Genomic DNA, 25,099 nt, shown 5'->3' on the forward strand with positions numbered 1-25,099 from the left:
TGAAACGAAGAGGAACGTAGAATTATGTCAATTCGTAAGTACAAGCCGACGACTCCTGGTCGTCGTGGCTCGAGCGTGGCAGATTTCGCTGAGATCACTCGCTCGACCCCAGAAAAGTCACTGGTACGCCCCCTCCCCAAGACGGGTGGCCGTAACAGCTCAGGTCGTATCACCACTCGCCACATCGGTGGTGGGCACAAGCGCCAGTACCGCGTCATCGACTTCCGTCGTAACGACAAGGACGGCGTCAACGCCAAGGTAGCTCACATTGAGTACGACCCGAACCGTACCGCTCGCATCGCGCTGCTGCACTATGTAGATGGCACGAAGCGTTACATCCTTGCTCCCGAGAAGCTCCACCAGGGCGACATCGTTGAGTCAGGTGCAAAGGCTGATATCAAGCCCGGTAACAACCTCCCGCTGAAGAACATCCCGACGGGTACCGTCGTGCACGCGATCGAGCTCATGCCCGGTGGCGGAGCAAAGCTTGCTCGTTCAGCAGGAACCTCGGTTCGCCTCGTCGCTAAGGATGGCCCTTACGCACAGCTCCGTCTCCCCTCGGGCGAGATCCGCAACGTCGACGCCCGCTGCCGTGCAACGGTTGGCGAAGTTGGCAACGCAGAGCAGTCGAACATCAACTGGGGTAAGGCAGGCCGTATGCGCTGGAAGGGCGTTCGCCCGACCGTTCGCGGTGTTGTCATGAACCCGATTGATCACCCACACGGTGGTGGCGAAGGCCGCACCTCAGGTGGTCGTCACCCAGTGTCACCGTGGGGCCAGAAGGAAGGCCGCACTCGCCGTCCGAATAAGGCAAGCGACAAGCTCATTGTTCGCCGCCGTAATGCAAACAAGAAGCGCTAGGAGATAGAAGATGCCTCGTAGTCTTAAGAAGGGCCCCTTCGTCGACAACCACCTCCTTGACAAGGTGGTCGCGCAGAACGAAGCAGGCACGAACAATGTCATCAAGACTTGGTCACGTCGCTCGATGATCATCCCGGCAATGCTCGGGCACACCATCGCAGTGCATGACGGTCGCAAGCACATTCCCGTTTTCGTCACGGAAACCATGGTTGGCCACAAGCTCGGTGAATTTGCACCGACTCGTACCTTCCGCGGTCACGTGAAGGACGACAAGAAGGGCCGTCGCCGCTAAGCGCGGTGACGCTAAGGAGAGAGATAATGGTCGAATCAATCGCACGTGTGCGTCACATTCGCATCACCCCGATGAAGGCCCGTCGCGTCGTTGACCTCATTCGCGGCCGTCAGGCTGAGGAAGCACTCGCTATCCTCAAGTTTGCACCGCAGGCAGCGGCAGAGCCCGTGTTCAAGCTCGTCGAATCGGCGATTGCAAACGCACGCGTGAAGGCCGACAACGAAAACCTTCCCTTCAACGAAGACGAGCTCGTTGTAGCTCGCGCATTCGTTGACGAGGGTGCAACGCTCAAGCGTTTCCGCCCCCGTGCTCAGGGACGCGCATTCCGCATCAACAAGCGCACCAGCCACATCACGGTTGTCATTGCCAGCCAGGATGAGCTCGCGCAGTCGAAGGGAGCCAAGTAAATGGGCCAGAAAATTCATCCCTATGGCTTCCGCCTCGGGATCACCACTGATCACGTTTCGCGTTGGTTCTCTGACTCGAAGCAGCCAGGTCAGCGCTACGCCGATTACCTCGCAGAAGACATTCGCATTCGTGAGCACCTCACTGAGAAGCTCGACCGTGCGGGCGTTTCACGCGTAGAGATCGAGCGCACGCGTGACCGCGTTCGCGTTGATATCCACTCAGCACGCCCCGGCATCGTTATCGGTCGCCGTGGTGCAGAGGCAGAGCGCATTCGCGGCGAGCTCGAAAAGCTCACCGGCAAGCAGATTCAGCTCAACATTCTCGAGGTCAAGAACCCCGAGGCCGACGCTCAGCTCATCGCTCAGGGCGTTGCAGAGCAGCTTGCAGCACGCGTGGCTTTCCGTCGCGCAATGCGTAAGGGCCTCCAGGGCGCTCAGCGCGCAGGCGCAAAGGGTGTTCGCATCCAGGTTTCGGGTCGTCTTGGCGGCGCAGAAATGAGCCGCTCAGAGTTCTACCGCGAAGGCCGCGTTCCCCTTCACACCCTCCGTGCCAACATCGATTACGGCTTCTACGAGGCCAAGACCACCTTCGGTCGCATCGGTGTGAAGGTATGGGTTTACAAGGGTGATCTCACCAACAAGGAACTCGCACGCGAGCAGGCCAACCAGAAGCCTTCACGCGAGCGCAGTGACCGCCGTCGTGGGCCACGCAACAACGCCCCGGCACCTGAGGCTGCACCCGTTGCAGCAGGAGCGGAGAGCTAAACATGCTGATTCCACGTCGAGTCAAGTACCGTAAGCAGCACCACCCGAGCCGTAAAGGCCAGGCAACTGGTGGCACGAAGGTCAACTTCGGTGAATACGGCATTCAGGCAGTAACGCACGCATATGTGACGAACCGTCAGATCGAGGCAGCTCGTATCGCGATGACCCGTCACATCAAGCGTGGCGGTAAGGTCTGGATCAACATTTACCCAGACCGTCCGCTCACCAAGAAGCCCGCTGAGACCCGCATGGGTTCGGGTAAGGGCTCACCTGAGTGGTGGGTAGCAAACGTCAAGCCAGGGCGCGTGATGTTCGAGGTAGCAGGTGTCGACGAGCAGCTCGCTCGTGAAGCACTCACTCGCGCAATTCACAAACTCCCCATGAAGGCACGCATTATCAAACGTGAGGAGGGCGACGCGTAATGGCCATCGGAACGAAGGAACTCGCCATCAGCGAGCTCGATACATTCGAAAACGAGCGCCTCGAAGAGGAGCTCAAGAAGTCGAAGGCTGAATTGTTCAACCTCCGCTTCCAGTCAGCAACCGGCCAGCTCGAGAGCCACGGCCGCGTTCGCCAGGTGAAGCGCGACATCGCACGTATCTACACCGTCATTCGCGAGCGTGAGCTCGGAATTCGTACGACGCCCGTAGCAGCTCCCGCAGCAGCGCCTAAGAAGAAGGCAGCCGCTAAGAAGAGCGAAAAGGCAGAGACTGCCGCTGAAACGAAGGAGGCCTAACCATGGCAAAGGTCGAAACTCAGACCGCTGACCAGCAGGCCGAGCAGCGCGGTTACCGCAAGGCTCGCCGCGGCTACGTTGTCAGCGACAAGATGGACAAGACCATCGTTGTCGAGGTAGAGGATCGCGTTAAGCACCCTCTCTACGGCAAGGTCATGCGCCGCTCAACGAAGGTGCACGTACACGATGCAGGAAACACCGCAGGCATCGGCGACCTCGTGCTCATTCACGAGACTCGCCCCTTGAGCGCGACTAAGCGCTGGCGCCTCGTTGAGATTCTCGAGAAGGCGAAGTAAGCGGTTTTCCGTTTACTGCATAGAAGGAGTAACAAGTGATTCAGCAGGAATCCCGACTCAAGGTAGCCGATAACACCGGCGCAAAGGAGTTGCTCACGATTCGCGTTCTCGGCGGCTCAGGTCGTCGCTACGCAGGTCTTGGCGACACCATCGTTGCTACGGTCAAAGATGCTATTCCTGGCGGCAACGTCAAGAAGGGCGATGTCGTTAAGGCAGTTATCGTTCGCACGAAGAAGGAAACCCGTCGTGTTGACGGGTCGTACATCAGCTTCGATGAGAACGCTGCTGTCATTCTTAAGGCAGACGGTGAACCACGCGGCACCCGTATCTTTGGCCCCGTAGGCCGCGAGCTTCGTGACAAGAAGTTCATGAAGATCGTTTCACTCGCACCGGAGGTGATCTAGTCCATGGGCTCGAAGATCAAGAAGGGCGACCTCGTAGAGGTCATCTCAGGCCCGTCGCAGGACCGCGGTGGTTACCGCGGCAAGCAGGGCCTCGTCATCGAGGTTCTGACCGACTCAGATCGCGTGATCGTTGAGGGCGTTAACTACGTCACCAAGCACGTGAAGGTCGGTCAGTCACAGCGCGGCGCAAAGGAAGGCGGTCTCGAAACTCATGAGGCGCCGATCCACGTGTCAAACGTTGCACTCGTTGATCCCGAAACGAAGAAGCCGACCCGCGTTGGCTTCCGCGTCGAAGAGGTTGAGAAGAACGGTGTGAAGAAGACCGTTCGTGTTCGCTTCGCGAAGAAGTCTGGGAAGGACATCTAATGGCAGAGCAGACTGCTGCAGTGGCTGGCAAAATCCAGCCGCGTCTCAAGCAGAAGTACCGCGCTGATATTGTTCCCGCGCTCCAGAAGGAGTTCGGTTACAACAACGTCATGCAGGTTCCACGTATCGTCAAGATCGTTGTGAACTCGGGCGTTGGCGAAGCGGCACGCGACAGCAAGGTTATCGAGGGCGCGATCAACGATCTCACCCTCATCACCGGCCAGAAGCCGATGGTAACCAAAGCTCGCAAGTCGATCGCTCAGTTCAAGCTGCGCGAGGGCCAGGCAATTGGTGCACACGTCACCATGCGTGGCGATCGCGCGTGGGAGTTCATGGACCGTCTCGTATCGCTGGCACTGCCGCGTATTCGTGACTTCCGTGGTCTTTCACCCAAGCAGTTCGACGGAAACGGTAACTACACCTTCGGTTTGACCGAGCAGAGTGTATTTCACGAGATCGATCAGGATAAGATTGATCGCGTGCGCGGTTTCGACATCACCGTCGTGACCACCGCGAAGTCGGATGAGGAAGGACGCGCTCTCCTGCGAGAGCTCGGCTTCCCGTTCAAGCAAGACGCGTAAATAGTTCACCATGACGGTCAGGATCGGGCAGGCTTCGGCCTGCCCGACACTGGCGTCTGGACAGCTGCCTCGTGCAGCTGGTCCTGGCCGTTCATGAACCACCCAGGTCGTCTCCCGTGTACGGGTCGACGAAACCAGGCGAGAAAGAAGACACATCATGACGATGACAGATCCGGTAGCAGACTTGCTTACCAGACTGCGCAACGCCAACTCGGCGTACCACGATGAGGTCTCTGTTCCTGGCTCCAAACTCAAGGAGCGCATTGCAGATATCCTCAAGCGTGAAGGCTACATTTCAGACTGGAAGGTTGAAGACGCTCGCGTCGGCACCAACCTCACCCTCACGCTGAAGTACGGCCCGAACCGTTCACGTTCGATTGAAGGCATTAAGCGCGTGTCAAAGCCCGGCCTCCGGGTGTACGCGCGTTCAACCGAGGTGCCAACGGTACTCGGTGGCCTGGGAATCGCAATCCTGTCAACCTCTTCAGGGCTCCTCACGGACCGTGAAGCCGAGCAGAAGGGCGTAGGCGGGGAAGTTCTCGCTTACGTTTGGTAGGGGGTTCTCATGTCACGTATTGGAAAGCTTCCTATCGGAGTTCCCGGTAGCGTAACGGTAACCATCAATGGTCAGGACGTCACTGTGAAGGGCCCCAAGGGCGAACTCTCACACACCGTTCCTGCTCCCATTACGGTTGCACTCGAAGAAGGGCAGATCACTGTCAGCCGCCCGAATGACGAGCGTGAGTCACGTTCGCTGCACGGCCTGACCCGTACCCTGCTCAACAACAACATCATCGGCGTCACCGAGGGCTACGCAAAGTCGCTCGAGGTTGTCGGCACCGGTTACCGTGTCCAGGCGAAGGGCCAGGGCCTCGAGCTCGCTCTCGGCTTCTCACACCCGGTCCAGTTCGATGCACCCGCGGGCATCACCATCGAGGTCGAAGGCAACAACAAGATCACGGTTCGCGGCATCGACAAGCAGGCTGTAGGCGAAACCGCAGCAAACATTCGTAAGCTCCGCAAGCCAGAACCCTACAAGGGCAAGGGCGTGCGTTACGAAGGCGAACAGGTTCGTCGCAAGGCTGGAAAGGCTGGTAAGTAATCATGGCCGGATCAATGACTCGCGCCAAGGGCCGTGCAGCGGCACGCATTCGCCGCCACGCACGCCTGCGCAAAAAGATTGTTGGCACCGCCGAGCGCCCCCGTCTCGTCGTAACTCGCTCATCACGTCACGTGTTTGTGCAGGTTGTTGACGATGCAAAGGGCCACACCATTGCATACGCCTCGACCATGGAGGCTGACCTCCGTGCATTCGACGGCGACAAGACCGCTAAGGCACGCAAGGTTGGCGAGCTCGTTGGCGCACGTGCGAAAGATGCAGGAATCGATTCTGTTGTCTTCGACCGTGGCGGCAGCAAGTACGCGGGCCGCGTTGCAGCGGTTGCAGACGGAGCCCGAGAGGTAGGGCTGAGCCTGTGAGCGAGAATCAGAAGGAGCAGCAAGTGACTGCAGAGGCACAGAACGAGGCAGCGGAAGGCCAGAACCAGGGCCAGGAACACCGCAACGAACCTCGCGAAGCACGCCGTGGCAGCCGCGATCGCGGCACCCGTGGTGAGCGCGGCGCTCGTGACCGTAACGAGAGCCAGTTCCTCGAGCGCGTTGTAACGATCAACCGCGTTTCAAAGGTTGTTAAGGGTGGTCGTCGCTTTAGCTTCACCGCTCTCGTCGTCGTAGGCGACGGTAACGGTATGGTCGGTGTTGGCTACGGAAAGGCGAAGGAAGTTCCCCTCGCAATTTCGAAGGGCGTCGAAGAGGCTAAGAAGAATTTCTTCCGCGTTCCTCGCGTCGGCAACACCATTCCGCACCCCGTTCAGGGTGAGGCGGCAGCAGGCGTTGTTCTGCTTCGCCCCGCTGCAGCCGGTACCGGTGTTATCGCCGGCGGCCCTGTCCGTGCAGTTCTTGAGTGCGCAGGCATTCACGACGTACTTTCAAAGTCGCTCGGTTCATCGAACACGCTCAACATCGTGCACGCAACTGTTGCTGCTCTCCAGCTTCTGGAAGAGCCACGCGCAGTCGCAGCTCGCCGTGGGCTTGACTTTGATCAGGTGGCGCCCGCACGCATCGTTCGCGCAGAGGCCAAGGCCGCTGCTGAGCGTGCTGAACAGGCAAAGGCAGGTGCGTAAGCATGGCTAAAAACCTCAAAATTACCCAGATTAAGTCGGTAATCAGTGAGAAGCAGAACCAGCGTGACACGCTGCGTAGCTTGGGTCTCAAGCGTATCGGCCAGACGGTCGTTCGCGAAGATACCCTCGCAAACCGCGGCTACGTGCGCACTGTTGCTCACCTCGTTGAAGTTGAGGAGATCGACTAATGACCGAAGAGAAGAAGCCAGCGGCCAAGAAGGCCGCACAGGCAGAGGAGCAGAACGTGCAGCTTTTGAAGATGCACCACCTCCGTCCCGCACCCGGCTCAAAGCCCACCAAGACCCGTGTTGGTCGCGGTGAAGCTTCGAAGGGTAAGACCGCAGGCCGCGGTACCAAGGGTACGAAGGCTCGCTACCAGGTTCGCGCTGGCTTTGAGGGTGGGCAGATGCCACTGCACATGCGCACCCCGAAGCTCCGCGGGTTCAAGAACCCCTTCCGCACCGAGTACCAGGTAGTGAACCTGGCGAAGCTCGCAGAGCTCTACCCACAGGGTGGCGACGTGACTATCGATGACCTCGTTGCAAAGGGCGCAGTTCGTAAGAACCAGCCCGTGAAGGTTCTCGGCACCGGTGACATCCAGGTCAAGCTGAACATTTCAGTTGACAAGGTGTCGGCATCTGCAGCAGAGAAGATTGCTGCAGCTGGCGGTAGCGTTAACTAATTTGGCTTAGGCCAGCGAACGGCCCCTGCGCGAAAGCGCCGGGGCCGTTTTGCGTATAACGAAACTTTTCGAGAGCGAAACGTGTGGGGTAGTGTAAGATAAGTATTTGGTCGTGTGTCTATTTTCACGGTCCTCATTTCCCCCACCCAGGAGGCAGCTGTTGTTTAGCGCCATTCGACGCATCATGAAAACGCCAGATCTCAGGCGTAAGATCATGTTCACACTCAGCATCATTGTGCTGTTCAGGTTCGGCTCTTTTATTCCGACGCCCTATGTGAGCTTTGACAATGTCCAGATGTGTCTCGCAGCAAACCAGTCTGCGCAGGAGACCGCGGGTCTCTACCAAATGGTCAACCTGTTTAGTGGTGGAGCGCTCTTGCAGCTCTCTATCTTCGCGCTCGGCATCATGCCGTACATTACGGCCTCGATTATTACGCAGCTGCTGCGTGTTGTGATTCCTCACTTCGAGACGCTTCACAAAGAAGGCCAGGCCGGCCAGGCGCGACTGACCCAGTACACGCGTTACCTCACGATCGGCCTCGCGATTCTGCAGTCGACGACGCTCATCACCGTGGCACGCTCAGGCATGCTCTTCGGTCAGAGCAACGAGATCGCATGTCAGAATCTTGTGTCGCAAGAGTGGTACGCAATGCTCATCATGATTCTCGTGATGACCGCGGGTACCGGTCTCATTATGTGGTTCGGTGAGCTCATCACCGAGCGCGGTGTGGGCAACGGCATGTCGCTCCTGATCTTCACCTCGATCGCGGCAACCTTCCCAAGTGCCCTCTGGCAGATCAAGGTCGCAAAGGGCTGGGAAGTCTTCTTCTTCGTGCTCGCCGTTGGCATGATCGTCGTGGCAGCAGTCGTCTTCGTTGAGCAGTCGCAGCGTCGTATTCCGGTCCAGTACGCGAAACGCGTTGTTGGCCGTCGAACCTACGGTGGTTCGAACACGTACATTCCCATCAAGGTGAACATGGCAGGCGTGATCCCCGTGATCTTCGCTTCGTCACTGCTGTACCTGCCCATGTTGCTGACACAGTTCAATCAGCCTGCGGCTGGCGAAGAGCCCAAGGGCTGGGTTGTGTGGATCTCGCAGAACCTCATGCAGGGCGACCAGCCCCTCTACATGTTGGTCTTCTTCCTGCTCATCATTGGATTTACCTTCTTCTACGTGCAGATCACGTTTAACCCCGACGAGGTCGCAGACAACATGAAGAAGTACGGTGGCTTCGTTCCTGGCATTCGCGCAGGCAAGCCGACCGCTGATTACCTCCAGTACGTGCTCTCGCGCATCACAAGTGCCGGCTCACTGTACCTCGGTATCATCGCTCTTATTCCGCTCGTTGCACTGTCATTCTTTGGCGCAAACGCAAACTTCCCGTTCGGCGGAGCCTCGATTCTTATTATCGTTGGCGTTGGCCTTGACACGGTGAAGCAGATTGATGCTCAGTTGCAGCAACGACACTACGAAGGACTCCTTAAGTAATGACCGCTCGTCTTCTCATCATCGGCCCTCCCGGAGCAGGTAAGGGCACGCAGGCTTCACAGATCGCAACCACCTTCGAGATTCCTGCAATCTCGACTGGCGATATCTTTCGTGCGAACATCAAGGGCCAGACCGAGCTCGGCAAGCGTGTCCAGCAGATCATCGAGTCGGGCGAGCTGGTTCCAGACGCCCTCACGAACGAGATTGTGGCGGATCGCCTTCAGCAAGATGACGCGAAGAACGGCTTCTTGCTTGATGGGTACCCCCGCACCGTAGATCAGGTGCACGCACTCGATGAGATGCTCGCGCCGATCAACGCGAAGCTTGATGCCGTTGTTCTGCTCGAGGCAGATACTGACGAGGTCGTTGCTCGCCTCCTCAACCGTGCACAGCTCGAGGGTCGTGCAGACGACACCGAAGAGGTCATTCGTCACCGCCAAGAGGTCTATGCTGAGCAAACAGCTCCGCTCATTGATCTCTTCAGCGAGCGCGGCATCCTTGTCGCTGTTGACGGTCTTGGCACCGTCGAAGAAGTCGCTAACCGTATCAATACAGCTCTCGAAGGGGTGCTTTCCTAGCTCGCTATGGCTCGTAACATTCTGCGTAAATCGTTCTACAAGTCTCCTGCCCAGCTCCGGCTCATGATTGAGCCGGGAAAAGCGACAGGGGCAGCCCTGGCGGCCATGAAACGAGAGATTAAGGTTGGCATGACCACCCTTGAGCTCGATGCCATCGCAGAACAGGCGATTCGTGACCTCGGCGGCGAGCCAAACTTCATGCTTGAGCCTGGCTACCGTCACACGATTTGTGCGAGCGTGAACGAGCATGTTGTGCACGGCATCCCGAATGACCGCCCGCTCGAGCCAGGCGATATGGTCTCGCTCGATGTAGGGGCGATTATCAAGGGCTGGAACGGAGATGCGGCGATTACCGTCGTGCTCCCAGACCCCGAGCGTCCTGAGCGCACTGAGCGTCAAGAAAAGCTCAGTCAGGTGACTCATGACGCGATGTGGCACGGTATTGCGCAACTCGCACACGGAACTCACTTGAATGAGGTCGGCGAAGCGATCGCCAAGCATGTGCGCAAGGCCAGCGACTTTGGAATTGTCGAAGATTACATCGGGCACGGCATCGGCCGGAAGATGCACGAGGCTCCGCCCGTGTTTAACTACCCGGTGAATTTTGCAGGCCCCGAAATTAAACCTGGCTTGTGCGTCGCGATCGAGCCAATCATCTCAGAGGGGCGACCAGAAACCATCGTGCTCGATGACGACTGGACTGTCGCTATGGCCGATGGCAAGATGAGCTGCCAATGGGAGCAGACCGTCGCCGTTCACAAGGACGGCATTTGGGTTCTCACCGCTGAAGATGGCGGGGCAGCGGGGCTGAAGCCCTTCGGGATTACCCCCGTTCCCATCGCCTAGTAAAGAACTTCATGTAGCGACTGGACAAGTACCAGCCGCTAGGTCTATTATAGATCTTTGGTGGATTATGTATGCTCGCGCATGCGTATCCGCACGACCAGCATCGTTGAACAAGTGATAGTGAGGCTATGGCCAAGCAAGATCGTCCCAAGAAGCAAAAAGAAGGCGTTATTGAGCTCGAGGGCCGCGTCGTCGAGGCGCTTCCCAATGCCCAGTTCCGCGTCGAATTGACGAATGGACACCTCGTTCTTGCACACATCTCAGGGAAAATGCGGCAGCACTACATTCGCATCCTTCCCGAAGATCGGGTGCTTGTAGAGCTCACGCCCTATGACCTGACCCGTGGTCGCATCACTTACCGCTACAAGTAACGACGGCTGAGAAGTAACGGCTCATGAACCTCATGAGTACGAGGACAGCGAATACCAAGGATTCCACATGAAGGTAAAGCCCAGCGTTAAGAAGATCTGCGATAACTGCAAGGTGATTCGCCGTCACGGTCGCGTGATGGTCATCTGCGAGAACCCGCGTCACAAGCAGCGCCAGGGTTAGTAATGTGCGCTCCTCGCGCACGCATTACAACCAATAAATGAATATACATGCGCACCTCAGAACCCGCCTCGGCGGGGGACACCCTGGGTTGGAGGCCCAGGCTCCATGGTGCGCACCACACCTCCAATACATAGAGGAGAGCCACACATGGCACGTCTCGCAGGAGTAGACATTCCGCGCGACAAACGCGTAGAAATCGCACTCACGTACATTTATGGCGTGGGTCGCACCAGTGCAAAGCAGACGCTCGAGGCAACCGGTATTGACGCAAACATTCGCGTCAAGGACCTGACCGACGAGCAGCTCGTTCAGCTTCGCGACTACATCAACGAAAACTTCAAGGTTGAAGGTGATCTTCGCCGTGAGGTGCAGGCCGACATTCGCCGTAAGGTTGAGGTTGGTAGCTACCAGGGTCTGCGTCACCGCAAGGGCCTTCCCGTGCACGGTCAGCGCACGAAGACGAACGCTCGTACCCGCAAGGGGCCGAAGCGCACCGTTGCCGGTAAGAAGAAGTAGAACCCTTAGGCTTTCAGGAGTACAGCACACATGGCTAATCCATCATCAGTGCGCAAACCGCGCCGCAAGGATAAAAAGAATATCGTTCAGGGCCAGGCCCACATCAAGTCGACGTTCAACAACACCATCGTTTCGATCACTGATCCGAGCGGTGCAGTTGTCAGCTGGGCGTCGTCAGGTGGCGTTGGCTTCAAGGGTTCACGTAAGTCAACCCCGTTCGCCGCTCAGCTTGCTGCAGAATCAGCAGCTCGCAAGGCGCAGGAATTCGGCATGAAGAAGGTTGACGTTTTCGTGAAGGGCCCCGGCTCAGGTCGCGAAACCGCAATTCGTTCGCTTCAGGCTGCAGGCCTCGAGGTTGGGTCAATCAACGACGTGACGCCACAGGCTCACAACGGTTGCCGCCCACCCAAGCGTCGCCGCGTCTAACGTGCATAGCACGCGTTCGGGTTTCGGCCCGAACGCGTTTCCTCCCGCTTTTCAACCGTTTTCAAGAGTCATATAGCGGACTCTGAACGAAAGGAAATACATCGTGCTCATTGCACAGCGACCAACACTCACCGAAGAGCCCATCTCAGAGTTCCGTTCACGTTTCGTGATCGAACCCCTCGAGCCGGGCTTCGGTTACACCCTTGGCAACTCGCTTCGTCGTACCCTTCTCTCTTCAATTCCTGGCGCGTCGGTGACGAGCGTTCGGTTTGAGGGAGTCGCACACGAGTTCACCACGATTCCCGGCGTGACCGAAGACGTGACTGAAATTATCCTGAACATCAAGGATCTCGTTGTATCGAGCGAGCACGACGAGCCGATCACCGCTTACCTTCGTAAGACCGGTTCGGGCGAAGTTACGGCTGCCGATATCTCAGCGCCTGCAGGCGTTGAGGTACACAACCCCGAGCTGGTCATTGCGACGCTCGGTGAAGATGCGCAGTTCGAGCTTGAGCTCACGATCGAGCGTGGCCGCGGCTACGTCTCGGCAAACCAGAACCGTCAAGAAGACGCAGAGGTTGGCCGTATTCCGGTTGACTCGATTTACTCACCAGTTCTCAAAGTGACCTACCGCGTCGAGGCAACTCGTGCCGGTGAGCGCACTGACTTCGACCGCCTCGTGGTCGACGTTGAGAGCAAGCCAGCGATCAGCCCCCGCGATGCAGTTGCATCAGCAGGCGCGACGCTCGTTGAACTCTTCGGCCTTGCCCGTGAGCTCAACACGCAGGCTGAGGGTGTTGAGATCGGGCCAGCCCCGGTTGAGCAGGTTGTTGACGGCGAACTCATGGTCCCGATCGAAGATCTTGACCTCTCAGTTCGCAGCTACAACTGCTTGAAGCGTGAAGGCATCAACACAGTTTCAGAGCTCGTTGCACTCTCAGAGGGCCAGCTCATGAACATTCGTAACTTTGGTCAGAAGTCAGTGTTCGAGGTACGCGACAAGCTCCAGGAGATGGGGCTCTCGCTGAAGGACACCGTTCCCGGTTTCGACGGGGCGAACTTCTACAGCTACGAAGAAGACAACAACTAACTGTTTGTCAGCCACGCTGACGTAAACATCTACGGAGAACATCATGGCAAAGCCCAGCAAGGGTCCACGTCTCGGGGGCGGCCCAGCCCACGAGCGTCTTCTGCTCAACAACATGGCGGCTCAGCTCTTCACTCACAAGAGCATTCAGACCACCGAGACCAAAGCAAAGCGTCTTCAGCCCGTGGCTGAGCGACTCATCACCTTCGCAAAGCGCGGCGACCTGGCAGCACGCCGTCGCGTTCTGCGCCAGATCGGTGATCAGACGGTCGTTCACGAGCTCTTCACTGAGATCGCTCCCCTCGTTGAGGAGCGTCAGGGCGGCTACACCCGCATCATCAAGACCGGCTACCGCAAGGGCGACAACGCTCCTATGGCGGTCATCGAGCTCGTTCTCGAGCCCGTACAGCCCAAGGTGAAGGCGAAGAAGGCAGCTCCCGCTGAAGCAGCAGCTCCTGAGGTCGTCGAAGAGGCCGCAGTAGAAGAAGCACCCGCTGAAGAGGTTCAGGTAGAGGAAGCAGCCGAAGAAAAGGCTGAGTAACTCTCTCGAACTCGAGCGTGAGGGGCGGTAGCGAAAGCTACCGCCCCTTTTGCATACCCGGGGCAGAGTATCGCGCAGCTGCACCGTCACGACAGCGACGCCGTGAGGTGACGTGCTGCAGCGGGCCGGGCAGGCGGGAACGGTGCCAGGGCCGCGATCCGCTTAGGTTGCCGGCTAACGCCGGGGAACTCCGAAGCCTACGCGTTCATCTTGAGCATTGAGTTCGTCGATTGCTTGGGCGATCGCGCTGGCGTAGACCTCGCCACCTTCGGGGTGGGGGTGCACGAGGTCGCCCGCGAGCAACTCAGGGTGGGGTGCAATGCTGCCGTTCCAGTCGGCGACCACAACCCCACGGTGATCGTCGGCGAATGCGGTGAGTTGTTCGTTAACCTCGGGAACCCACCAGCGATCTGCGTAGGCGTTGACGAGAATGATGCGGCGCTTCTCGGCGATCTGGGCGATGGCCGCGAGGTCGTCGTCAGAAATGGGGCCATTCGTGCCAAGGCCGATCACGAGTATGGGCCGCAGCGAGCCAGTGTGTGCGAGCTCTTCGACGTATGAGACGGCATAGCCGAGGCCACGTGAGACCTCAGCATCGATGTCGACGCCGGCGAAGGCATCGCTGAGTTCGGGCGCGCTCGCGAGCATGACCGAGTCACCGACGGCGGTAAGGTCAAGGCCATGGTTGAGCTGTTGAGGGGCAGCTTCTGCGTCAGCGTTACCGCCGCCGGTAGCATCATCGGCCGAGGGGCTCTTCTTGGCCTCTGGACCCGCTTGAAAAGCGTCTGCAGGGTCTGGCGTTTCACTATCTGGCTGTGCGCCTTCGGCACCTTGCGGGGCTGACTGGGTCGCTTCGCGACCACGTTCGATCGCTGCTTCGCTACTCGTACGGTTTGGGGCGGTGAGGAGCGCGCCGCCGACGAGAGGTACGGCCAGGAAGGTGATGCTGAAGACCGTGAGAGCCCGACGTTTCGTGACCGGCCGTGACATGCGGCCTGCCAGGGCGCCCCAGAAGGCGTTCCACGAGGTGCGAAGGCCATGGCGGCGAATGGGGGTCTCGACGAAGCGGTACGAGAGGCCAGCGGCCGTCAGCGTGATGCCGAGGGTCACAACGCCGATGACCCAGACCGGCGTTGTGAGGCCAGCAGCGGGGCCAAGCGACTGCCGCACCAGCAACAACACAGGCCAGTGCCAGAGGTAGATGCCGTATGAGCGCTCACCGATGTATGCGAGAGGGCGAATATCGAGCGCTCTCGCGAGCGGGGCTCCGGGCCGCGTGACTGCACCGACAGTGACGAGTGCGGCGAGTGTCGCCAGCTGGAAGCCGCCTTCGAAGCTCTCGGTAGAGCCCTCGACGAGCGTGAGGCTGAGCCACATAAAGCAGCTGAGGCCGGCGACCACGATCACGGTGTTCACGATGGCCTGAGGCCTCGTGAGTGAGGTGATGGCTGCGGCGTTCTTGCGCGACGGGTGGAGCAGGGCAGCGAGGGCTACACCGAAGAGCAGGCCAAACACGTGCGAGTCTGAGCCGAAGTAGATGCGGGTCGCGTCGATGCCCGTGAGGCTGTAGTGCCACATAAGCCAGGCCGATCCGGTGCCGAGTAGCGCGAAGAGCGTAACGACGAGCGCCTTGCGTGACCGACGCAACAAAACGATGAGCACGAGGGGCAGCAGAAGGTAGAACTGCTCTTCAATCGCGAGCGACCAGGTATTGCGCAACAATTCAGGAGTGTCTTGTGCGAAGTAGTCGGTGCCAAAAGCAATAAAGACCCAGTTCGAAACGAACAACAAGGCGCCGATGACCTGTTGGCGTATGTGATAGAGCAGGTCGCCGCCCACGATGAAACTTGCAGCGGTGGTCACCGCTACGACGAGGCCAAGTGCCGGTAGAAGTCGCCTTGCCCGTCGACGCCAGAAATCGACGAGGTTGATGCGCCCTTTGCTCTCATGTTCTCGCATGAGCAGGGTCGCGATGAGGAAACCTGAGATCGCGAAGAAAACGTCAACGCCGAGAAAACCGCCGGGCATGAGAGGCGGGAAGAGATGGTACACAAGCACGAGACCCACTGCGATAGCGCGAAGACCGTCGAGGCCACCGAGCCGCTGCTGGCGTTTGGTCTCGTGCATTCTCAGGTGGATCCTTCGTGGCTCGGCCCCACACTTGCAGGTAGAGTGTGTGGGGCTATTGTGCAACGATTCATCATACGCGAAAGAGGTGCGAAGCATGCGGGCAGACGGTCAGGTTCGATTGAGAATTGACCTCGCCTACGACGGCACGCACTTTTCGGGCTGGGCGAAGCAGCCTGCCCTGCGTACGGTGCAGGGTGAACTGGAACGGGCGATCGCTATGGTCGTGCGCAGAGAACCTGACGAGGTTACCGTGACAGTTGCGGGAAGAACCGATGCCGGGGTGCACGCAACAGGACAAACCTGTCATGTTGAGGTCACTGAGGCTGAGGTCGCAAAGCTCGCGGGTAGGCACGGCAGCATCGCGGGCGCTGCGCGCAAACTCAATGGCGCACTCAAGCGTCTTGACGCAGGTGATCTCATCATTCATGCCGTATGCATTGCGCCTGAGGGGTTCGACGCTCGGTTTGCCGCGCTGTCGCGAACCTATGAGTACCTGGTGTCGCCGAGGGGAGTGCCCGTAAACCCGCTCTTGCGTCACTGTGTTGTTTCGCTCGGCGACGAAATTGATCTCGATGCAACCCGCACAGCATCGCTCACGCTGCTCGGTCTGCGTGATTTCACGAGTTTCTGCAAAGCACGCGACGGCTCAACTGCGGTGCGTACGCTCATTGACTTCACGTGGGCCAAGCGCACCGACGGGGTGCTCGCTGCAACGATTCACGCTGATGCCTTCTGCCACTCGATGGTGCGCTCTCTCGTGGGTGGGGTGCTTGCGGTGGGGGCGGGCAAACTGACGGTGCAGCGGTTTCAAGAACTCACAGCCGAGCAGCGGCGCTCAAGCAGCATTCCGGTGATGCCTGCGCATGGCCTCACGCTCGTCGGCGTCGAGTACCCCGAAGATGCTGGGCTCGCGGCGCGGGCTGCGGTGACGCGTGCGCGGCGCGATCCGCTTGCCCCTCAGGCTCTCGGCTGAACGCGCGGGGTGGCGGTTTCGGTCGCGCGCGGGGCGGGTGGCGGTTTCGGCTGCACACCGGGTCTACTTGACGAAAAGCAGGGTGTTGGTGCGAAAACACCCTGCTTTTCGTCAAGTAAACGCGAAAACGGCGTGCAGCGGCGTGACCGTGACCGTGACCGCGACCCCGCCGTGACCGCGAACGCGACCGCGACCACGAGCGGGGCCGCGACAGCAACCAAAGCCGCCGCGCGCCAGCAACGAAGGCAGCAACGAAGCCAGCAACGAAGGCAGCCGCGTCCGCTCACCCGAGCAGCACGCGGCAGCTCACCGCGCCGAGCAGATCGCGGCCAAGGTGTCGGGTGTGCTAGAGTTATTCGTTGGTATGCGTATCAATATGCATACTGTGAATGTTGAGACCTCCGCAGGTGCTTTTTCTCTCGAGAGAAATCGCCATGGAGTGGGATACACGAACACCTCCATTCCGACAAGAAAGCAGTATTGTGACTACCACATACACGCCCAAAGCCGCAGACGTGACTCACGACTGGCTCGTGATTGACGCTACTGACGTTGTGCTCGGCCGCCTCGCTTCGCAGGCAGCAGCACTGCTGCGCGGCAAGCACAAGACCACCTTCGCACCTCACATGGACATGGGCGACCACGTCATCATTGTGAACGCTGAAAAGGTTGTGCTCACCAACAACAAGGCAGCTACCAAGCGCGCCTACCGTCACTCGGGTTACCCCGGTGGCCTGCGTTCGGTGACCTACACGCAGCTGCTCGACGAAAACCCGGAGCGCGCCATCGAGAAGGCGATCCGCGGCATGCTTCCTAAGAACAAGCTCGGTGCACAGATCATCAAGAAGCTGAAGGTGTACCAGGGTGCTGAGCACCCACACGCTGCTCAGCAACCGACCCAGTACACCATTTCTCAGGTCGCGCAGTAGTCGCGCCGTCATCGATCAAGATTAAGGAAAACAACGTGACTACCGAAGAAACCGTAGTAGCCGAGAGCTACACCACCGAGACGCCTGCTGAGGCAGCCGTCGCTTCAACCCCTCGCCCCGCGCTCACCGTGGCTGGCGCAGGCGTTGGCCGTCGCAAGCAGGCTGTAGCCCGCGCGCGCGTTACCCCGGGTTCAGGCAGCATCACGGTCAACGGCCGTGAGCTCTCAGACTACTTCCCGAACAAGCTGCACCAGCAGCTCATCAACGACCCCTTCACCGTTCTCGAGCTCGCCGGCGCATACGACGTCGTTGCGATCATCGACGGTGGCGGCCCCTCGGGCCAGGCAGGCGCACTGCGTCTCGCCATTGCCCGCGCTCTGAACGAGATTGACGTTGAGCACAACCGCCCTTCACTCAAGAAGGCTGGCTTCCTCAGCCGCGACGCTCGTATCAAGGAACGCAAGAAGGCCGGCCTCAAGAAGGCTCGTAAGGCTCCACAGTACTCGAAGCGCTAACCACGCGTCGGAGTGCAATCATGGTACGACTTTTTGGTACCGATGGTGTGAGGGGGCTAGCTGGCGTCGATGTGACCGCCGAGCTGGCCCTCCACCTCGCACACGCAGCGGCTCTCGTGCTCGGGCGGAATGCCCGGGCCGAGAGCCGTCGTGCTACTGCCGTCGTTGCGCGTGATCCTCGAGTCTCGGGCGAGTTTATTGCAGCGGCAGTCGCGTCAGGCCTTGCAGCAGCGGGCGTTGACGTGCTCGAAGCAGGAGTGATTCCGACGCCCGCAGCTGCTTACCTGGTGGCCGATACCGGAGCCGACTTCGGTGTCATGATCTCGGCGTCGCACAACCCTGCGCCCGACAACGGCATCAAGTTCTTCGCTGAGGGAGGAAAGAAGCTTCCTGATGATGTCGAAGATGAGATCGAGGCGGCAATGGCGGGGCCACTCGTTGGCACGACTGGCCGCGAGGTCGGCCGCATTCGCCGCTTCGCTGATGCCGAAGATCGGTACCTCGTGCACCTGCTCGGCACCCTCGAAGGGCTGAGCCTCGAGGGTGTTCACGTCGCGCTCGACTGCGCCCATGGAGCCGCTGCGGGTATCTCACCCGACGTGTTTCACGCGGCTGGTGCCAAGGTGACCGTTATCGGCAACGATCCCGATGGCTTCAACATCAACGACGGTATCGGTTCGACGCACCTCGAGAAGCTCATCGAAACGGTGAAGCAGTCGGGGGCTGACCTCGGTATTGCGCACGATGGCGATGCAGACCGCTGCCTCGCGATTGATGGCGACGGTAACGTGGTCGATGGTGACAAGATCATGGCGATTCTCGCGCTCTCGATGTCGCAGCGCGGCAAGCTTGCTGAGAACACGCTCGTCGCGACCGTGATGAGCAACCTCGGTCTGAAGCTCGCGATGGCCGATAACGGCATCGACGTCGTGCAAACGAACGTTGGTGACCGGTACGTACTTGAATCGATCAACGAGCACGGCTATACGCTCGGCGGTGAACAGTCGGGTCACGTCATCATGAGCGACTACGCGACGACCGGCGACGGCATTCTCACAGGGCTGCACCTTGCAGCAGAGGTGGTTCGCTCTGGCAAGACGCTCGGGCAGCTCGCAGAATGCATGACCGTGTACCCGCAGGTGCTCGTGAACGTTCGCGGTGTCGACCGCACGCGTGTGCACGGTGATGAGCTGCTCGGCCAGGCCATCTACCAGGCAGAGGCTGCGCTCGCGGGGCAGGGGCGCGTGCTCCTGCGGCCCTCGGGAACAGAGCCCGTCGTGCGCGTCATGGTTGAGGCAGCGACCCAGGAAGTCGCGGAGCAACTCGCAAACGATCTCGCGCAGGTCGTGAAAGAGCGCCTCGCAATCTAGCATTCAACGACAAGAAAGCCCGCGATCACCGGTTTGGTGGCCGCGGGCTTTTTTGATGCGGATCGCGCCCGCTCTACGAGAGCATGCGCAGCACTGCGAGTTGCGCCGCGGTGAGCACCGCGAATATCACGAGCAGCAGTACCACGCAGAGCGCTGGCCGGTCGCGCCAAAAGCGGTGCCTTCGGGCTCGCTTGAAGGCATACAGCGCGACGGCGAGTGCGAGCGCTAGTGTGCCGACAAAGGGGTTCTCGGGTATTCCGGTGCTTACGAAGTGCTGAAGGACGGTGTGCCCGAAGAAGTTAGGGGTCTCGCAGCGACCGGCACTACAGCTTGCGCAGGAGCACCTTGTTCACTCGGTGGTCTCGGCCTTTACGCAAGACCAATGAGGCCCGGGCCCTGGTTGGCCGAATGTTTTCGACGAGGTTCGGCTCGTTGATACCACGCCAAAATTCCTTTGAGAGTGCGCGGGCCTCGTCACTGCTGAGGCCCGCAAAGCGTTTGAAGTGGGAGTTGGGGTCGCTAAACGCCTGTTCCTTGAGGTCCAAGAAACGCTCAGTGAACCAGTGCTCGATGTCAGCGGTTCGTGCGTCAACGTAAATCGAGAAGTCGAAGAGGTCACTCACCGAGATAGGGTGTTCGTTTGACGCTGGCTGCAAGACATTGAGGCCCTCGACGATGAGAATATCTGGCTGTTTCACGACGGTGTGCTCGCCAGGAACAATGTCATAGATGAGGTGGTCGTAGTGCGGCACCACGGCTTCGGCTGCGCCGCTCTTAACCTGCGTGACGAAGCGCAACAGGTTTTTGCGGTCATACGACTCTGGAAAGCCTTTGCGGTGCGCGATACCGCGGCGCTCGAGTTCGGCGTTCGAGTAGAGAAATCCATCGGTCGTGATGAGCTGCACGTTTGGTGTCTCGGGCCACCTCGCAAGGAGGTCACGAAGAATGCGGGCAACGGTTGACTTGCCGACGGCGACCGAACCAGCGATGCCAATCACGTAGGGGGTCTTCTTATCTTCGAGTTGCAGAAACTGGCGGGTGCGCTGGTGCATCTCGTAGGCACCGATCGCGTACTGATTGATGAGGCGTGAGATGGGGCGATAGATTTCAGTGACTTCGGTGAGGTCGAGGCTCACCCCGAGCCCTCTGAAGGCTTCGATCTCGCTTTCGGTGAGCGGCATCGGGGTTTCGCCAGCGAGCCGCGCCCATTCGTTGCGTTTAATTTCAATAAAAGGTGACACGTCACTGTGTTTGACAATGGCTGTGGTGTCAGTATTTAGCCCAGACATAGTGCTTCTATCGTGCCACATGCTTCCTGACATCGCGCACTCGTTACCGAGCCGATAAACTGTTGGCATGCATGCCGAACCCTCGTCTTCTGCCGTGCCACACGCGGCTGTGGCAGGAATTGGGGTAGACACGGTCGATATTGAACGCTTTGAGAAACAACTGGCGCGAACCCCCGCTCTGCGCGAGCGGCTCTTCACACCAGACGAGCGTGAGATACCGACCCGTTCACTCGCGGCCCGTTTCGCCGCAAAAGAGGCGCTGATCAAAGCTCTGGGGGGCTCTGAGGGCATTAACTGGCACGACCTTGAGGTGCTCCGGGTACGCGGCGAGAAGCCTGTCTTCTCAGCGACCCCGGAACTCGTCGCAGTGCTGGGCGAGCGAGGTTATGCATGGCCGCACCTATCACTCACCCACGACGGTGGGGTGGCAACGGCCTTTGTGATTATTGAATACGGTAGGAAAGAGAGATAGCCATGACCGGCAGCGCACTGCGCACCGCAGAAGTTTCACTCGACGCGATTCGTCACAACGTGCAGTTCATTAAGAACCGCACGGGGGGCAACGTGATCATCGTGGTGAAAGCCAACGCATATGGCCACGGCGCGGTTCCCGTTGGGCGAGCAGCCCTCGAAGCGGGCGCGACGATGCTCGGTGTAGCCGACCTCTCAGAGGCATACGCGTTGCGCGATGGCGGTATCACCGCCCCTGTGCTGTGCTGGATTCACGGGCCTTCGAGCGACTTCGACGAGGTCGTTGCCCGAGATATTACGCTCGCAATCGGCTTTGAATCACAGCTTGAGCGCCTCGCTGCAGCTGCGGGAAAGGCGGGCAAAGTCGCCGAGCTGCACCTCAAGCTTGACACGGGGCTCAGCCGCAACGGCGCTTCATCCGAAGACTGGCCATCACTCTTCGCGCGCGCGAAGCAGCTTGAGAACGAGGGCCTGGTGAAGGTGCGTGGCATGTTCACGCACATCTCGAACACCAACGACGATGAAGACCGCCTGCAGCAGGAGCAGTTCGAACGCGCGATCGTCGCGCTCCGTGAAGCTGGTATCGAGCCCGAATACTTGCACATGGCTTCGAGCGCCGCGACGCTTACCTCGCCGCACCTCTACTACAACACTGTGCGCGTGGGGCTGCTCACCTACGGGCTGAGCCCCTTCGACGACCAGACCTCGGCAGAGATCGGGCTGCGGCCGGCGATGACCTTGCGGGCGCAGGTGGCGGCGATCCGCGATGTTGAAGCTGGCGCCGGCGTTTCATACAGCTATATCTATCGAGTGCCGAGCGCAACGCGTCTCGCGCTCGTTCCGGTCGGTTACGCCGATGGGCTTCGTCGCGCGCTGAGCGGTGCGGGGGCAAGCGCCGTGATTCGAGGCAAACGCTGCCCGATCGTGGGGCGCATCAGCATGGACCAGTTCTTGATGAACCTTGAACCGCTCGGTGACGAGGCCGCTGAGATCGATCTCGGCGAGCCGGTCACGCTGTTCGGCGACCCAGAGCAGGGAGCGCCCTCGATTGATGAGTGGGCAGCATTCGCCGACACGATCAACTACGAGATCGCGACCGGCATTGGCGTTCGCGTGGCACGCGAGTGGGTTGAAGCCGAGTAATGCAACAGGCGACCTGGCGGCATGAAGCCGAGATCGCGACCCCCGAGGCAATGCACGACCTCGGGGTCGCGATCGGCGAGACCCTCAAAGCGGGCGACGTGGTGATGCTCACCGGCGCGCTCGGCGCAGGCAAGACCACCCTCACCCGAGGTATCGGCCAGGGAATGGGCGTGCGCGGTCAGGTCACGAGCCCGACGTTCGTGCTCGCGAGAACGCATCCGTCGCTCGTAGGCGGCCCTGAGCTCGTGCACGTTGATGCCTATCGGCTTGGTGGGCCCGAAGAGCTTGATGACCTCGACCTCGACTTCGAACACGCGGCCGTGGTCATTGAGTGGGGCAAGGGCATGATCGATGATCTGCCGAACCTGCTCGAGATCACGCTCACCCGGCAAACCGGCGCAGAGGTCGAGGCGGGCGAAGAAGCAATCGAAGCTCGTGGCGTACTCTTCGAGGGGTACGGCGAGCGGTGGAAAGAGGGAATCACGTGGTAGTCGAGATCGAAGCTCAAGAGACGAGCGGGCACGTGCTCGTTGCGTTCGACTCGTCACTCGGCTCGAGCGTTGCTGTTTGCCGCGATGGGCGAGTCTGGCAAGCTTCGAGCGATGACCCAAGAGGGCACGCTGAGGTCATCGGCACGTTGCTCGATGAGAGCTTAAAGGCGGCCGGTGTGAACCCGAAAGATGTGACGGGTGTGGTCTCGGGCGTTGGTCCCGGGCCCTTCACCGGTCTGCGCGTCGGCATTGCCGCGGCGCAGACGTTCGCTCTCGGTGTTGCGGCACCGCTTCTGCCCGTGAAGAGCCACGACGCGGCTGCACTCGAGGTGATCGAAACCGGGGCAGCGGCCTCGGTCAGGGTCGTGCAAGACGCGAAGCGTAGAGAATTGTTTGTGAGCGACTATGCCGCGCTCGACTGGGCCGGAGTTCCCGTGCTCACCGGCGGGCCACGTATTGAAGCCCGCGAGGGCTACGAGCCAGCCGATCATGAGGTGTGGCCCGAACGCGTTTCAGCGGCCAAGCTGCTCCAGGTTGCGGCTAGGCGCCTCGCGGCAGGAGCAACGTTCGAGGCTCCCGAAGCGCTCTACCTGCGCCAGCCAGACGTCAAGGCGCCCGCCGCGGTCAAACGGGTCTCTTCGTGACGACCGACAGCACCGAGCTTGTGTGGCGTGACGCGAAGAGTGACGACGCCACGGCAATAGCGTTGCTCGAGCGTGAACTCTTCGGTTCGACGGCTTGGCCCGAAGAGGTGGTTCGTGAAGAACTCGAAGGGCCCTACCGGGCATACACTGTGATCGAGCACAAAGGAAGTATCGTCGCTTACGGCGGCGTGCTCTCGGTCGGTGGTGATGGTGACGTACAAACCATCGCGGTCACCGAATCATACCGAGGCCGCGGGCTCGGTAAACAACTGCTTCGCCGGCTGCTACGTGACGCGGTGGCGCTTGGGGCCACCCGCGTGTTTCTCGAGGTGCGAGCCGACAACCCCGTCGCGATCACCCTGTACGAACGTTCGGGTTTCGAACACATCGGGGTTCGGCGTGGGTACTATCAGCCAGACAACATTGACGCACTGATCATGTGCAACAGTACACTTCAGGAGGCGAGCGAGTGACTACTCAACCGCAGCAACCACTCATTCTCGGCATCGAGACGAGCTGTGATGAGACCGGTATCGGTATTGTTCGGGGCACGACACTGCTCGCCAACACGGTGGCCTCATCGATGGAGCAGCATGCACGATTCGGCGGCGTCGTTCCCGAGGTCGCTGCCCGCGCCCACCTCGAGGCGATGACTCCGACGATCGAACAGGCGCTCGCCGAAGCCGGCGTGACCCTCGACGAGCTCGACGGGATTGCGGTCACGGCAGGCCCAGGCCTCGCTGGAGCTCTCATGGTTGGCGTCTCGGCGGCGAAGGCACTCGCGCTCGCGACCGGCAAGCCGCTCTACGGCGTCAACCACCTCGTGGGGCACGTTGGCGCAGACCTCATCGACTCAGCCGAGACCCCGGCCGAGTTTCCCACCGTCGCGTTGCTCGTCTCCGGCGGGCACACCTCGCTGCTGCTCGTGCGTGATCTCGTGAGTGACGTCGAATTGCTTGGCGAAACGATTGACGATGCGGCTGGTGAGGCCTTCGATAAGGTTGCCAGATTGCTGGGGCTGCCGTACCCCGGCGGGCCGCACATCGACCGAGTAGCTGCCGAGGGCGACCCGACCGCGATCCGCTTTCCTCGCGGGCTCACGTTGCCCAAAGATCTCGAGCGCCATCGGTATGACTTCTCGTTTTCGGGGCTTAAGACCGCGGTTGCTCGTTGGGTCGAAAAGGCCACCGACGAGGGAACCGAGGTTCCCGTGGCCGACGTCGCCGCGAGTTTTCGAGAGGCGGTCGCCGACGTGCTCACGCAGAAGGCTATCGCCGCGTGCAAGGCGCATGGCGTGCCGCGGCTGCTGCTCGGAGGCGGCGTCGCTGCCAATGCTCGCGTACGTGAGCTCGCCGCTGAACGTGCCGAGGCAAACGGTATTGAACTGCGCGTGCCACCGCTCTCGCTCTGTACCGATAACGGTGCCATGATCGCGTTTCTCGGCGCTCAGCTTGTTGTGGCGGGCAAGGAGCCCTCGGGGCTTGAGTTTGGAGCCGACTCGACCCTGCCGGTGACCGACATTCAGGTCTAACGCGA

The 25,099-nt window shown here is 60.0% G+C and carries 37 protein-coding genes; 35 read left to right on the forward strand and 2 right to left on the reverse strand.

What is annotated here, in order from left to right; genetic code table 11:
* Nucleotides 1–24: 24 nt before the first annotated feature.
* The 25 genes from rplB (at nt 25) to rplQ (ending at nt 13,608) form a co-directional block, all read left to right on the forward strand.
* Nucleotides 25–861, forward strand: coding sequence for a 50S ribosomal protein L2 (rplB, locus tag KTJ78_RS00210; protein ID WP_217131621.1), 837 nt, complete (start codon nt 25–27; stop codon nt 859–861).
* A gap of 10 nt (nt 862–871) precedes the next feature.
* A complete protein-coding gene (rpsS, locus tag KTJ78_RS00215) occupies nt 872–1,153 on the forward strand; it encodes a 30S ribosomal protein S19 (RefSeq protein ID WP_217131623.1) in 282 nt (93 codons plus the stop codon).
* Between the two features lie 26 nt (nt 1,154–1,179).
* Nucleotides 1,180–1,560 carry a 50S ribosomal protein L22 gene (rplV, locus tag KTJ78_RS00220; protein WP_217131624.1) on the forward strand — a complete coding sequence of 127 codons (381 nt, stop codon included), beginning with the start codon at nt 1,180–1,182 and terminating at the stop codon, nt 1,558–1,560.
* Nucleotides 1,561–2,325, forward strand: a complete 765-nt coding sequence (rpsC, locus tag KTJ78_RS00225) for a 30S ribosomal protein S3 (protein WP_217131626.1) — start codon at nt 1,561–1,563, stop codon at nt 2,323–2,325.
* A 2-nt stretch (nt 2,326–2,327) separates the two neighbouring features.
* Nucleotides 2,328–2,747 carry a 50S ribosomal protein L16 gene (rplP, locus tag KTJ78_RS00230; protein WP_217131628.1) on the forward strand — a complete coding sequence of 140 codons (420 nt, stop codon included), beginning with the start codon at nt 2,328–2,330 and terminating at the stop codon, nt 2,745–2,747.
* On the forward strand, nt 2,747–3,061 hold the full coding sequence (rpmC, locus tag KTJ78_RS00235; protein ID WP_217131630.1) for a 50S ribosomal protein L29: 315 nt from the start codon (nt 2,747–2,749) through the stop codon (nt 3,059–3,061). Before rplP ends, rpmC begins: the two co-directional genes overlap by 1 nt.
* 2 nt (nt 3,062–3,063) lie before the next feature.
* Nucleotides 3,064–3,357 carry a 30S ribosomal protein S17 gene (rpsQ, locus tag KTJ78_RS00240; protein ID WP_217131632.1) on the forward strand — a complete coding sequence of 98 codons (294 nt, stop codon included), beginning with the start codon at nt 3,064–3,066 and terminating at the stop codon, nt 3,355–3,357.
* A 35-nt stretch (nt 3,358–3,392) separates the two neighbouring features.
* The gene (gene rplN, locus KTJ78_RS00245) at nt 3,393–3,761 is read left to right on the forward strand and encodes a 50S ribosomal protein L14 (RefSeq protein ID WP_217131633.1); all 369 of its coding nucleotides are present in this window, start codon (nt 3,393–3,395) and stop codon (nt 3,759–3,761) included.
* Between the two features lie 3 nt (nt 3,762–3,764).
* The gene (rplX, locus tag KTJ78_RS00250) at nt 3,765–4,127 is read left to right on the forward strand and encodes a 50S ribosomal protein L24 (RefSeq protein WP_217131635.1); all 363 of its coding nucleotides are present in this window, start codon (nt 3,765–3,767) and stop codon (nt 4,125–4,127) included.
* Nucleotides 4,127–4,708 (forward strand): 50S ribosomal protein L5, encoded by a 582-nt coding sequence (gene rplE, locus KTJ78_RS00255; RefSeq protein ID WP_217131637.1) that lies wholly within the window; start codon nt 4,127–4,129, stop codon nt 4,706–4,708. The genes rplX and rplE overlap by 1 nt, the downstream gene beginning before the upstream one ends.
* Before the next feature lie 157 nt (nt 4,709–4,865).
* Entirely contained in the window at nt 4,866–5,264 is a 399-nt protein-coding gene (gene rpsH / locus KTJ78_RS00260; protein ID WP_217131639.1) for a 30S ribosomal protein S8, read from the forward strand.
* Nucleotides 5,265–5,273: 9 nt separating this feature from the next.
* A complete protein-coding gene (rplF, locus tag KTJ78_RS00265) occupies nt 5,274–5,810 on the forward strand; it encodes a 50S ribosomal protein L6 (RefSeq protein ID WP_217131641.1) in 537 nt (178 codons plus the stop codon).
* Between the two features lie 2 nt (nt 5,811–5,812).
* Entirely contained in the window at nt 5,813–6,187 is a 375-nt protein-coding gene (gene rplR / locus KTJ78_RS00270; RefSeq protein ID WP_217131643.1) for a 50S ribosomal protein L18, read from the forward strand.
* Entirely contained in the window at nt 6,184–6,891 is a 708-nt protein-coding gene (rpsE, locus tag KTJ78_RS13465) for a 30S ribosomal protein S5 (protein WP_217131645.1), read from the forward strand. Before rplR ends, rpsE begins: the two co-directional genes overlap by 4 nt.
* Before the next feature lie 2 nt (nt 6,892–6,893).
* Entirely contained in the window at nt 6,894–7,079 is a 186-nt protein-coding gene (rpmD, locus tag KTJ78_RS00280) for a 50S ribosomal protein L30 (RefSeq protein WP_217131647.1), read from the forward strand.
* Nucleotides 7,079–7,573, forward strand: coding sequence for a 50S ribosomal protein L15 (gene rplO, locus KTJ78_RS00285; protein WP_217131649.1), 495 nt, complete (start codon nt 7,079–7,081; stop codon nt 7,571–7,573). Before rpmD ends, rplO begins: the two co-directional genes overlap by 1 nt.
* Nucleotides 7,574–7,733: 160 nt before the next feature.
* Nucleotides 7,734–9,062: a preprotein translocase subunit SecY gene (gene secY, locus KTJ78_RS00290; RefSeq protein ID WP_217131650.1), complete on the forward strand. Its 1,329-nt coding sequence runs from the start codon at nt 7,734–7,736 to the stop codon at nt 9,060–9,062.
* Nucleotides 9,062–9,640, forward strand: a complete 579-nt coding sequence (locus KTJ78_RS00295; protein WP_217131651.1) for an adenylate kinase — start codon at nt 9,062–9,064, stop codon at nt 9,638–9,640. Before secY ends, KTJ78_RS00295 begins: the two co-directional genes overlap by 1 nt.
* Nucleotides 9,641–9,646: 6 nt before the next feature.
* Complete coding sequence (gene map, locus KTJ78_RS00300; protein ID WP_217131652.1) at nt 9,647–10,486, forward strand: type I methionyl aminopeptidase; 840 nt, start codon at nt 9,647–9,649, stop codon at nt 10,484–10,486.
* A 128-nt stretch (nt 10,487–10,614) separates the two neighbouring features.
* Nucleotides 10,615–10,857, forward strand: coding sequence for a translation initiation factor IF-1 (infA, locus tag KTJ78_RS00305; RefSeq protein WP_217131653.1), 243 nt, complete (start codon nt 10,615–10,617; stop codon nt 10,855–10,857).
* 67 nt (nt 10,858–10,924) lie between these two features.
* Nucleotides 10,925–11,038, forward strand: coding sequence for a 50S ribosomal protein L36 (gene rpmJ, locus KTJ78_RS00310; protein ID WP_005987264.1), 114 nt, complete (start codon nt 10,925–10,927; stop codon nt 11,036–11,038).
* A gap of 147 nt (nt 11,039–11,185) precedes the next feature.
* Nucleotides 11,186–11,554 (forward strand): 30S ribosomal protein S13, encoded by a 369-nt coding sequence (gene rpsM, locus KTJ78_RS00315; RefSeq protein WP_217131654.1) that lies wholly within the window; start codon nt 11,186–11,188, stop codon nt 11,552–11,554.
* 30 nt (nt 11,555–11,584) lie between these two features.
* Nucleotides 11,585–11,980, forward strand: coding sequence for a 30S ribosomal protein S11 (rpsK, locus tag KTJ78_RS00320; RefSeq protein WP_217131655.1), 396 nt, complete (start codon nt 11,585–11,587; stop codon nt 11,978–11,980).
* 103 nt (nt 11,981–12,083) lie between these two features.
* Nucleotides 12,084–13,070 carry a DNA-directed RNA polymerase subunit alpha gene (locus tag KTJ78_RS00325; protein WP_217131657.1) on the forward strand — a complete coding sequence of 329 codons (987 nt, stop codon included), beginning with the start codon at nt 12,084–12,086 and terminating at the stop codon, nt 13,068–13,070.
* A 43-nt stretch (nt 13,071–13,113) separates the two neighbouring features.
* A complete protein-coding gene (gene rplQ, locus KTJ78_RS00330) occupies nt 13,114–13,608 on the forward strand; it encodes a 50S ribosomal protein L17 (protein ID WP_217131659.1) in 495 nt (164 codons plus the stop codon).
* Nucleotides 13,609–13,782: 174 nt separating this feature from the next.
* On the opposite strand, the gene KTJ78_RS00335 is transcribed toward rplQ, so the two are convergent.
* Nucleotides 13,783–15,735: an acyltransferase family protein gene (locus KTJ78_RS00335; protein WP_217131661.1), complete on the reverse strand. Its 1,953-nt coding sequence runs from the start codon at nt 15,733–15,735 to the stop codon at nt 13,783–13,785.
* Nucleotides 15,736–15,832: 97 nt separating this feature from the next.
* Between KTJ78_RS00335 and truA the strand changes: the two genes are divergently transcribed.
* From truA to glmM, 4 genes are all read left to right on the forward strand, one after another.
* On the forward strand, nt 15,833–16,711 hold the full coding sequence (gene truA, locus KTJ78_RS00340; RefSeq protein WP_217131663.1) for a tRNA pseudouridine(38-40) synthase TruA: 879 nt from the start codon (nt 15,833–15,835) through the stop codon (nt 16,709–16,711).
* A 434-nt stretch (nt 16,712–17,145) separates the two neighbouring features.
* On the forward strand, nt 17,146–17,640 hold the full coding sequence (gene rplM / locus KTJ78_RS00345; RefSeq protein ID WP_217131665.1) for a 50S ribosomal protein L13: 495 nt from the start codon (nt 17,146–17,148) through the stop codon (nt 17,638–17,640).
* 35 nt (nt 17,641–17,675) lie between these two features.
* Entirely contained in the window at nt 17,676–18,155 is a 480-nt protein-coding gene (rpsI, locus tag KTJ78_RS00350; protein WP_217131667.1) for a 30S ribosomal protein S9, read from the forward strand.
* A gap of 20 nt (nt 18,156–18,175) precedes the next feature.
* Nucleotides 18,176–19,525, forward strand: coding sequence for a phosphoglucosamine mutase (gene glmM, locus KTJ78_RS00355; protein ID WP_217131669.1), 1,350 nt, complete (start codon nt 18,176–18,178; stop codon nt 19,523–19,525).
* Nucleotides 19,526–19,848: 323 nt separating this feature from the next.
* On the opposite strand, the gene coaA is transcribed toward glmM, so the two are convergent.
* Nucleotides 19,849–20,814 carry a type I pantothenate kinase gene (gene coaA / locus KTJ78_RS00360; protein WP_254259222.1) on the reverse strand — a complete coding sequence of 322 codons (966 nt, stop codon included), beginning with the start codon at nt 20,812–20,814 and terminating at the stop codon, nt 19,849–19,851.
* Nucleotides 20,815–20,881: 67 nt separating this feature from the next.
* Between coaA and KTJ78_RS00365 the strand changes: the two genes are divergently transcribed.
* The 6 genes from KTJ78_RS00365 to tsaD are packed head-to-tail and all read left to right on the forward strand — an operon-like array spanning nt 20,882 to nt 25,094.
* Nucleotides 20,882–21,286 (forward strand): holo-ACP synthase, encoded by a 405-nt coding sequence (locus KTJ78_RS00365; RefSeq protein ID WP_217131671.1) that lies wholly within the window; start codon nt 20,882–20,884, stop codon nt 21,284–21,286.
* 2 nt (nt 21,287–21,288) lie between these two features.
* Nucleotides 21,289–22,428 carry an alanine racemase gene (gene alr, locus KTJ78_RS00370; protein WP_217131672.1) on the forward strand — a complete coding sequence of 380 codons (1,140 nt, stop codon included), beginning with the start codon at nt 21,289–21,291 and terminating at the stop codon, nt 22,426–22,428.
* Complete coding sequence (gene tsaE, locus KTJ78_RS00375) at nt 22,428–22,919, forward strand: tRNA (adenosine(37)-N6)-threonylcarbamoyltransferase complex ATPase subunit type 1 TsaE (RefSeq protein ID WP_217131674.1); 492 nt, start codon at nt 22,428–22,430, stop codon at nt 22,917–22,919. The genes alr and tsaE overlap by 1 nt, the downstream gene beginning before the upstream one ends.
* Nucleotides 22,913–23,563, forward strand: a complete 651-nt coding sequence (tsaB, locus tag KTJ78_RS00380) for a tRNA (adenosine(37)-N6)-threonylcarbamoyltransferase complex dimerization subunit type 1 TsaB (protein ID WP_369807907.1) — start codon at nt 22,913–22,915, stop codon at nt 23,561–23,563. The genes tsaE and tsaB overlap by 7 nt, the downstream gene beginning before the upstream one ends.
* Nucleotides 23,560–24,036 (forward strand): ribosomal protein S18-alanine N-acetyltransferase, encoded by a 477-nt coding sequence (gene rimI, locus KTJ78_RS00385; RefSeq protein WP_217131676.1) that lies wholly within the window; start codon nt 23,560–23,562, stop codon nt 24,034–24,036. Before tsaB ends, rimI begins: the two co-directional genes overlap by 4 nt.
* Nucleotides 24,033–25,094, forward strand: coding sequence for a tRNA (adenosine(37)-N6)-threonylcarbamoyltransferase complex transferase subunit TsaD (gene tsaD, locus KTJ78_RS00390; protein ID WP_217131678.1), 1,062 nt, complete (start codon nt 24,033–24,035; stop codon nt 25,092–25,094). Before rimI ends, tsaD begins: the two co-directional genes overlap by 4 nt.
* Nucleotides 25,095–25,099 lie beyond the last annotated feature (5 nt).

The organism is Leucobacter chinensis, from assembly GCF_019049105.1.
In the GTDB taxonomy this organism is placed as follows: domain Bacteria; phylum Actinomycetota; class Actinomycetes; order Actinomycetales; family Microbacteriaceae; genus Leucobacter_A; species Leucobacter_A chinensis.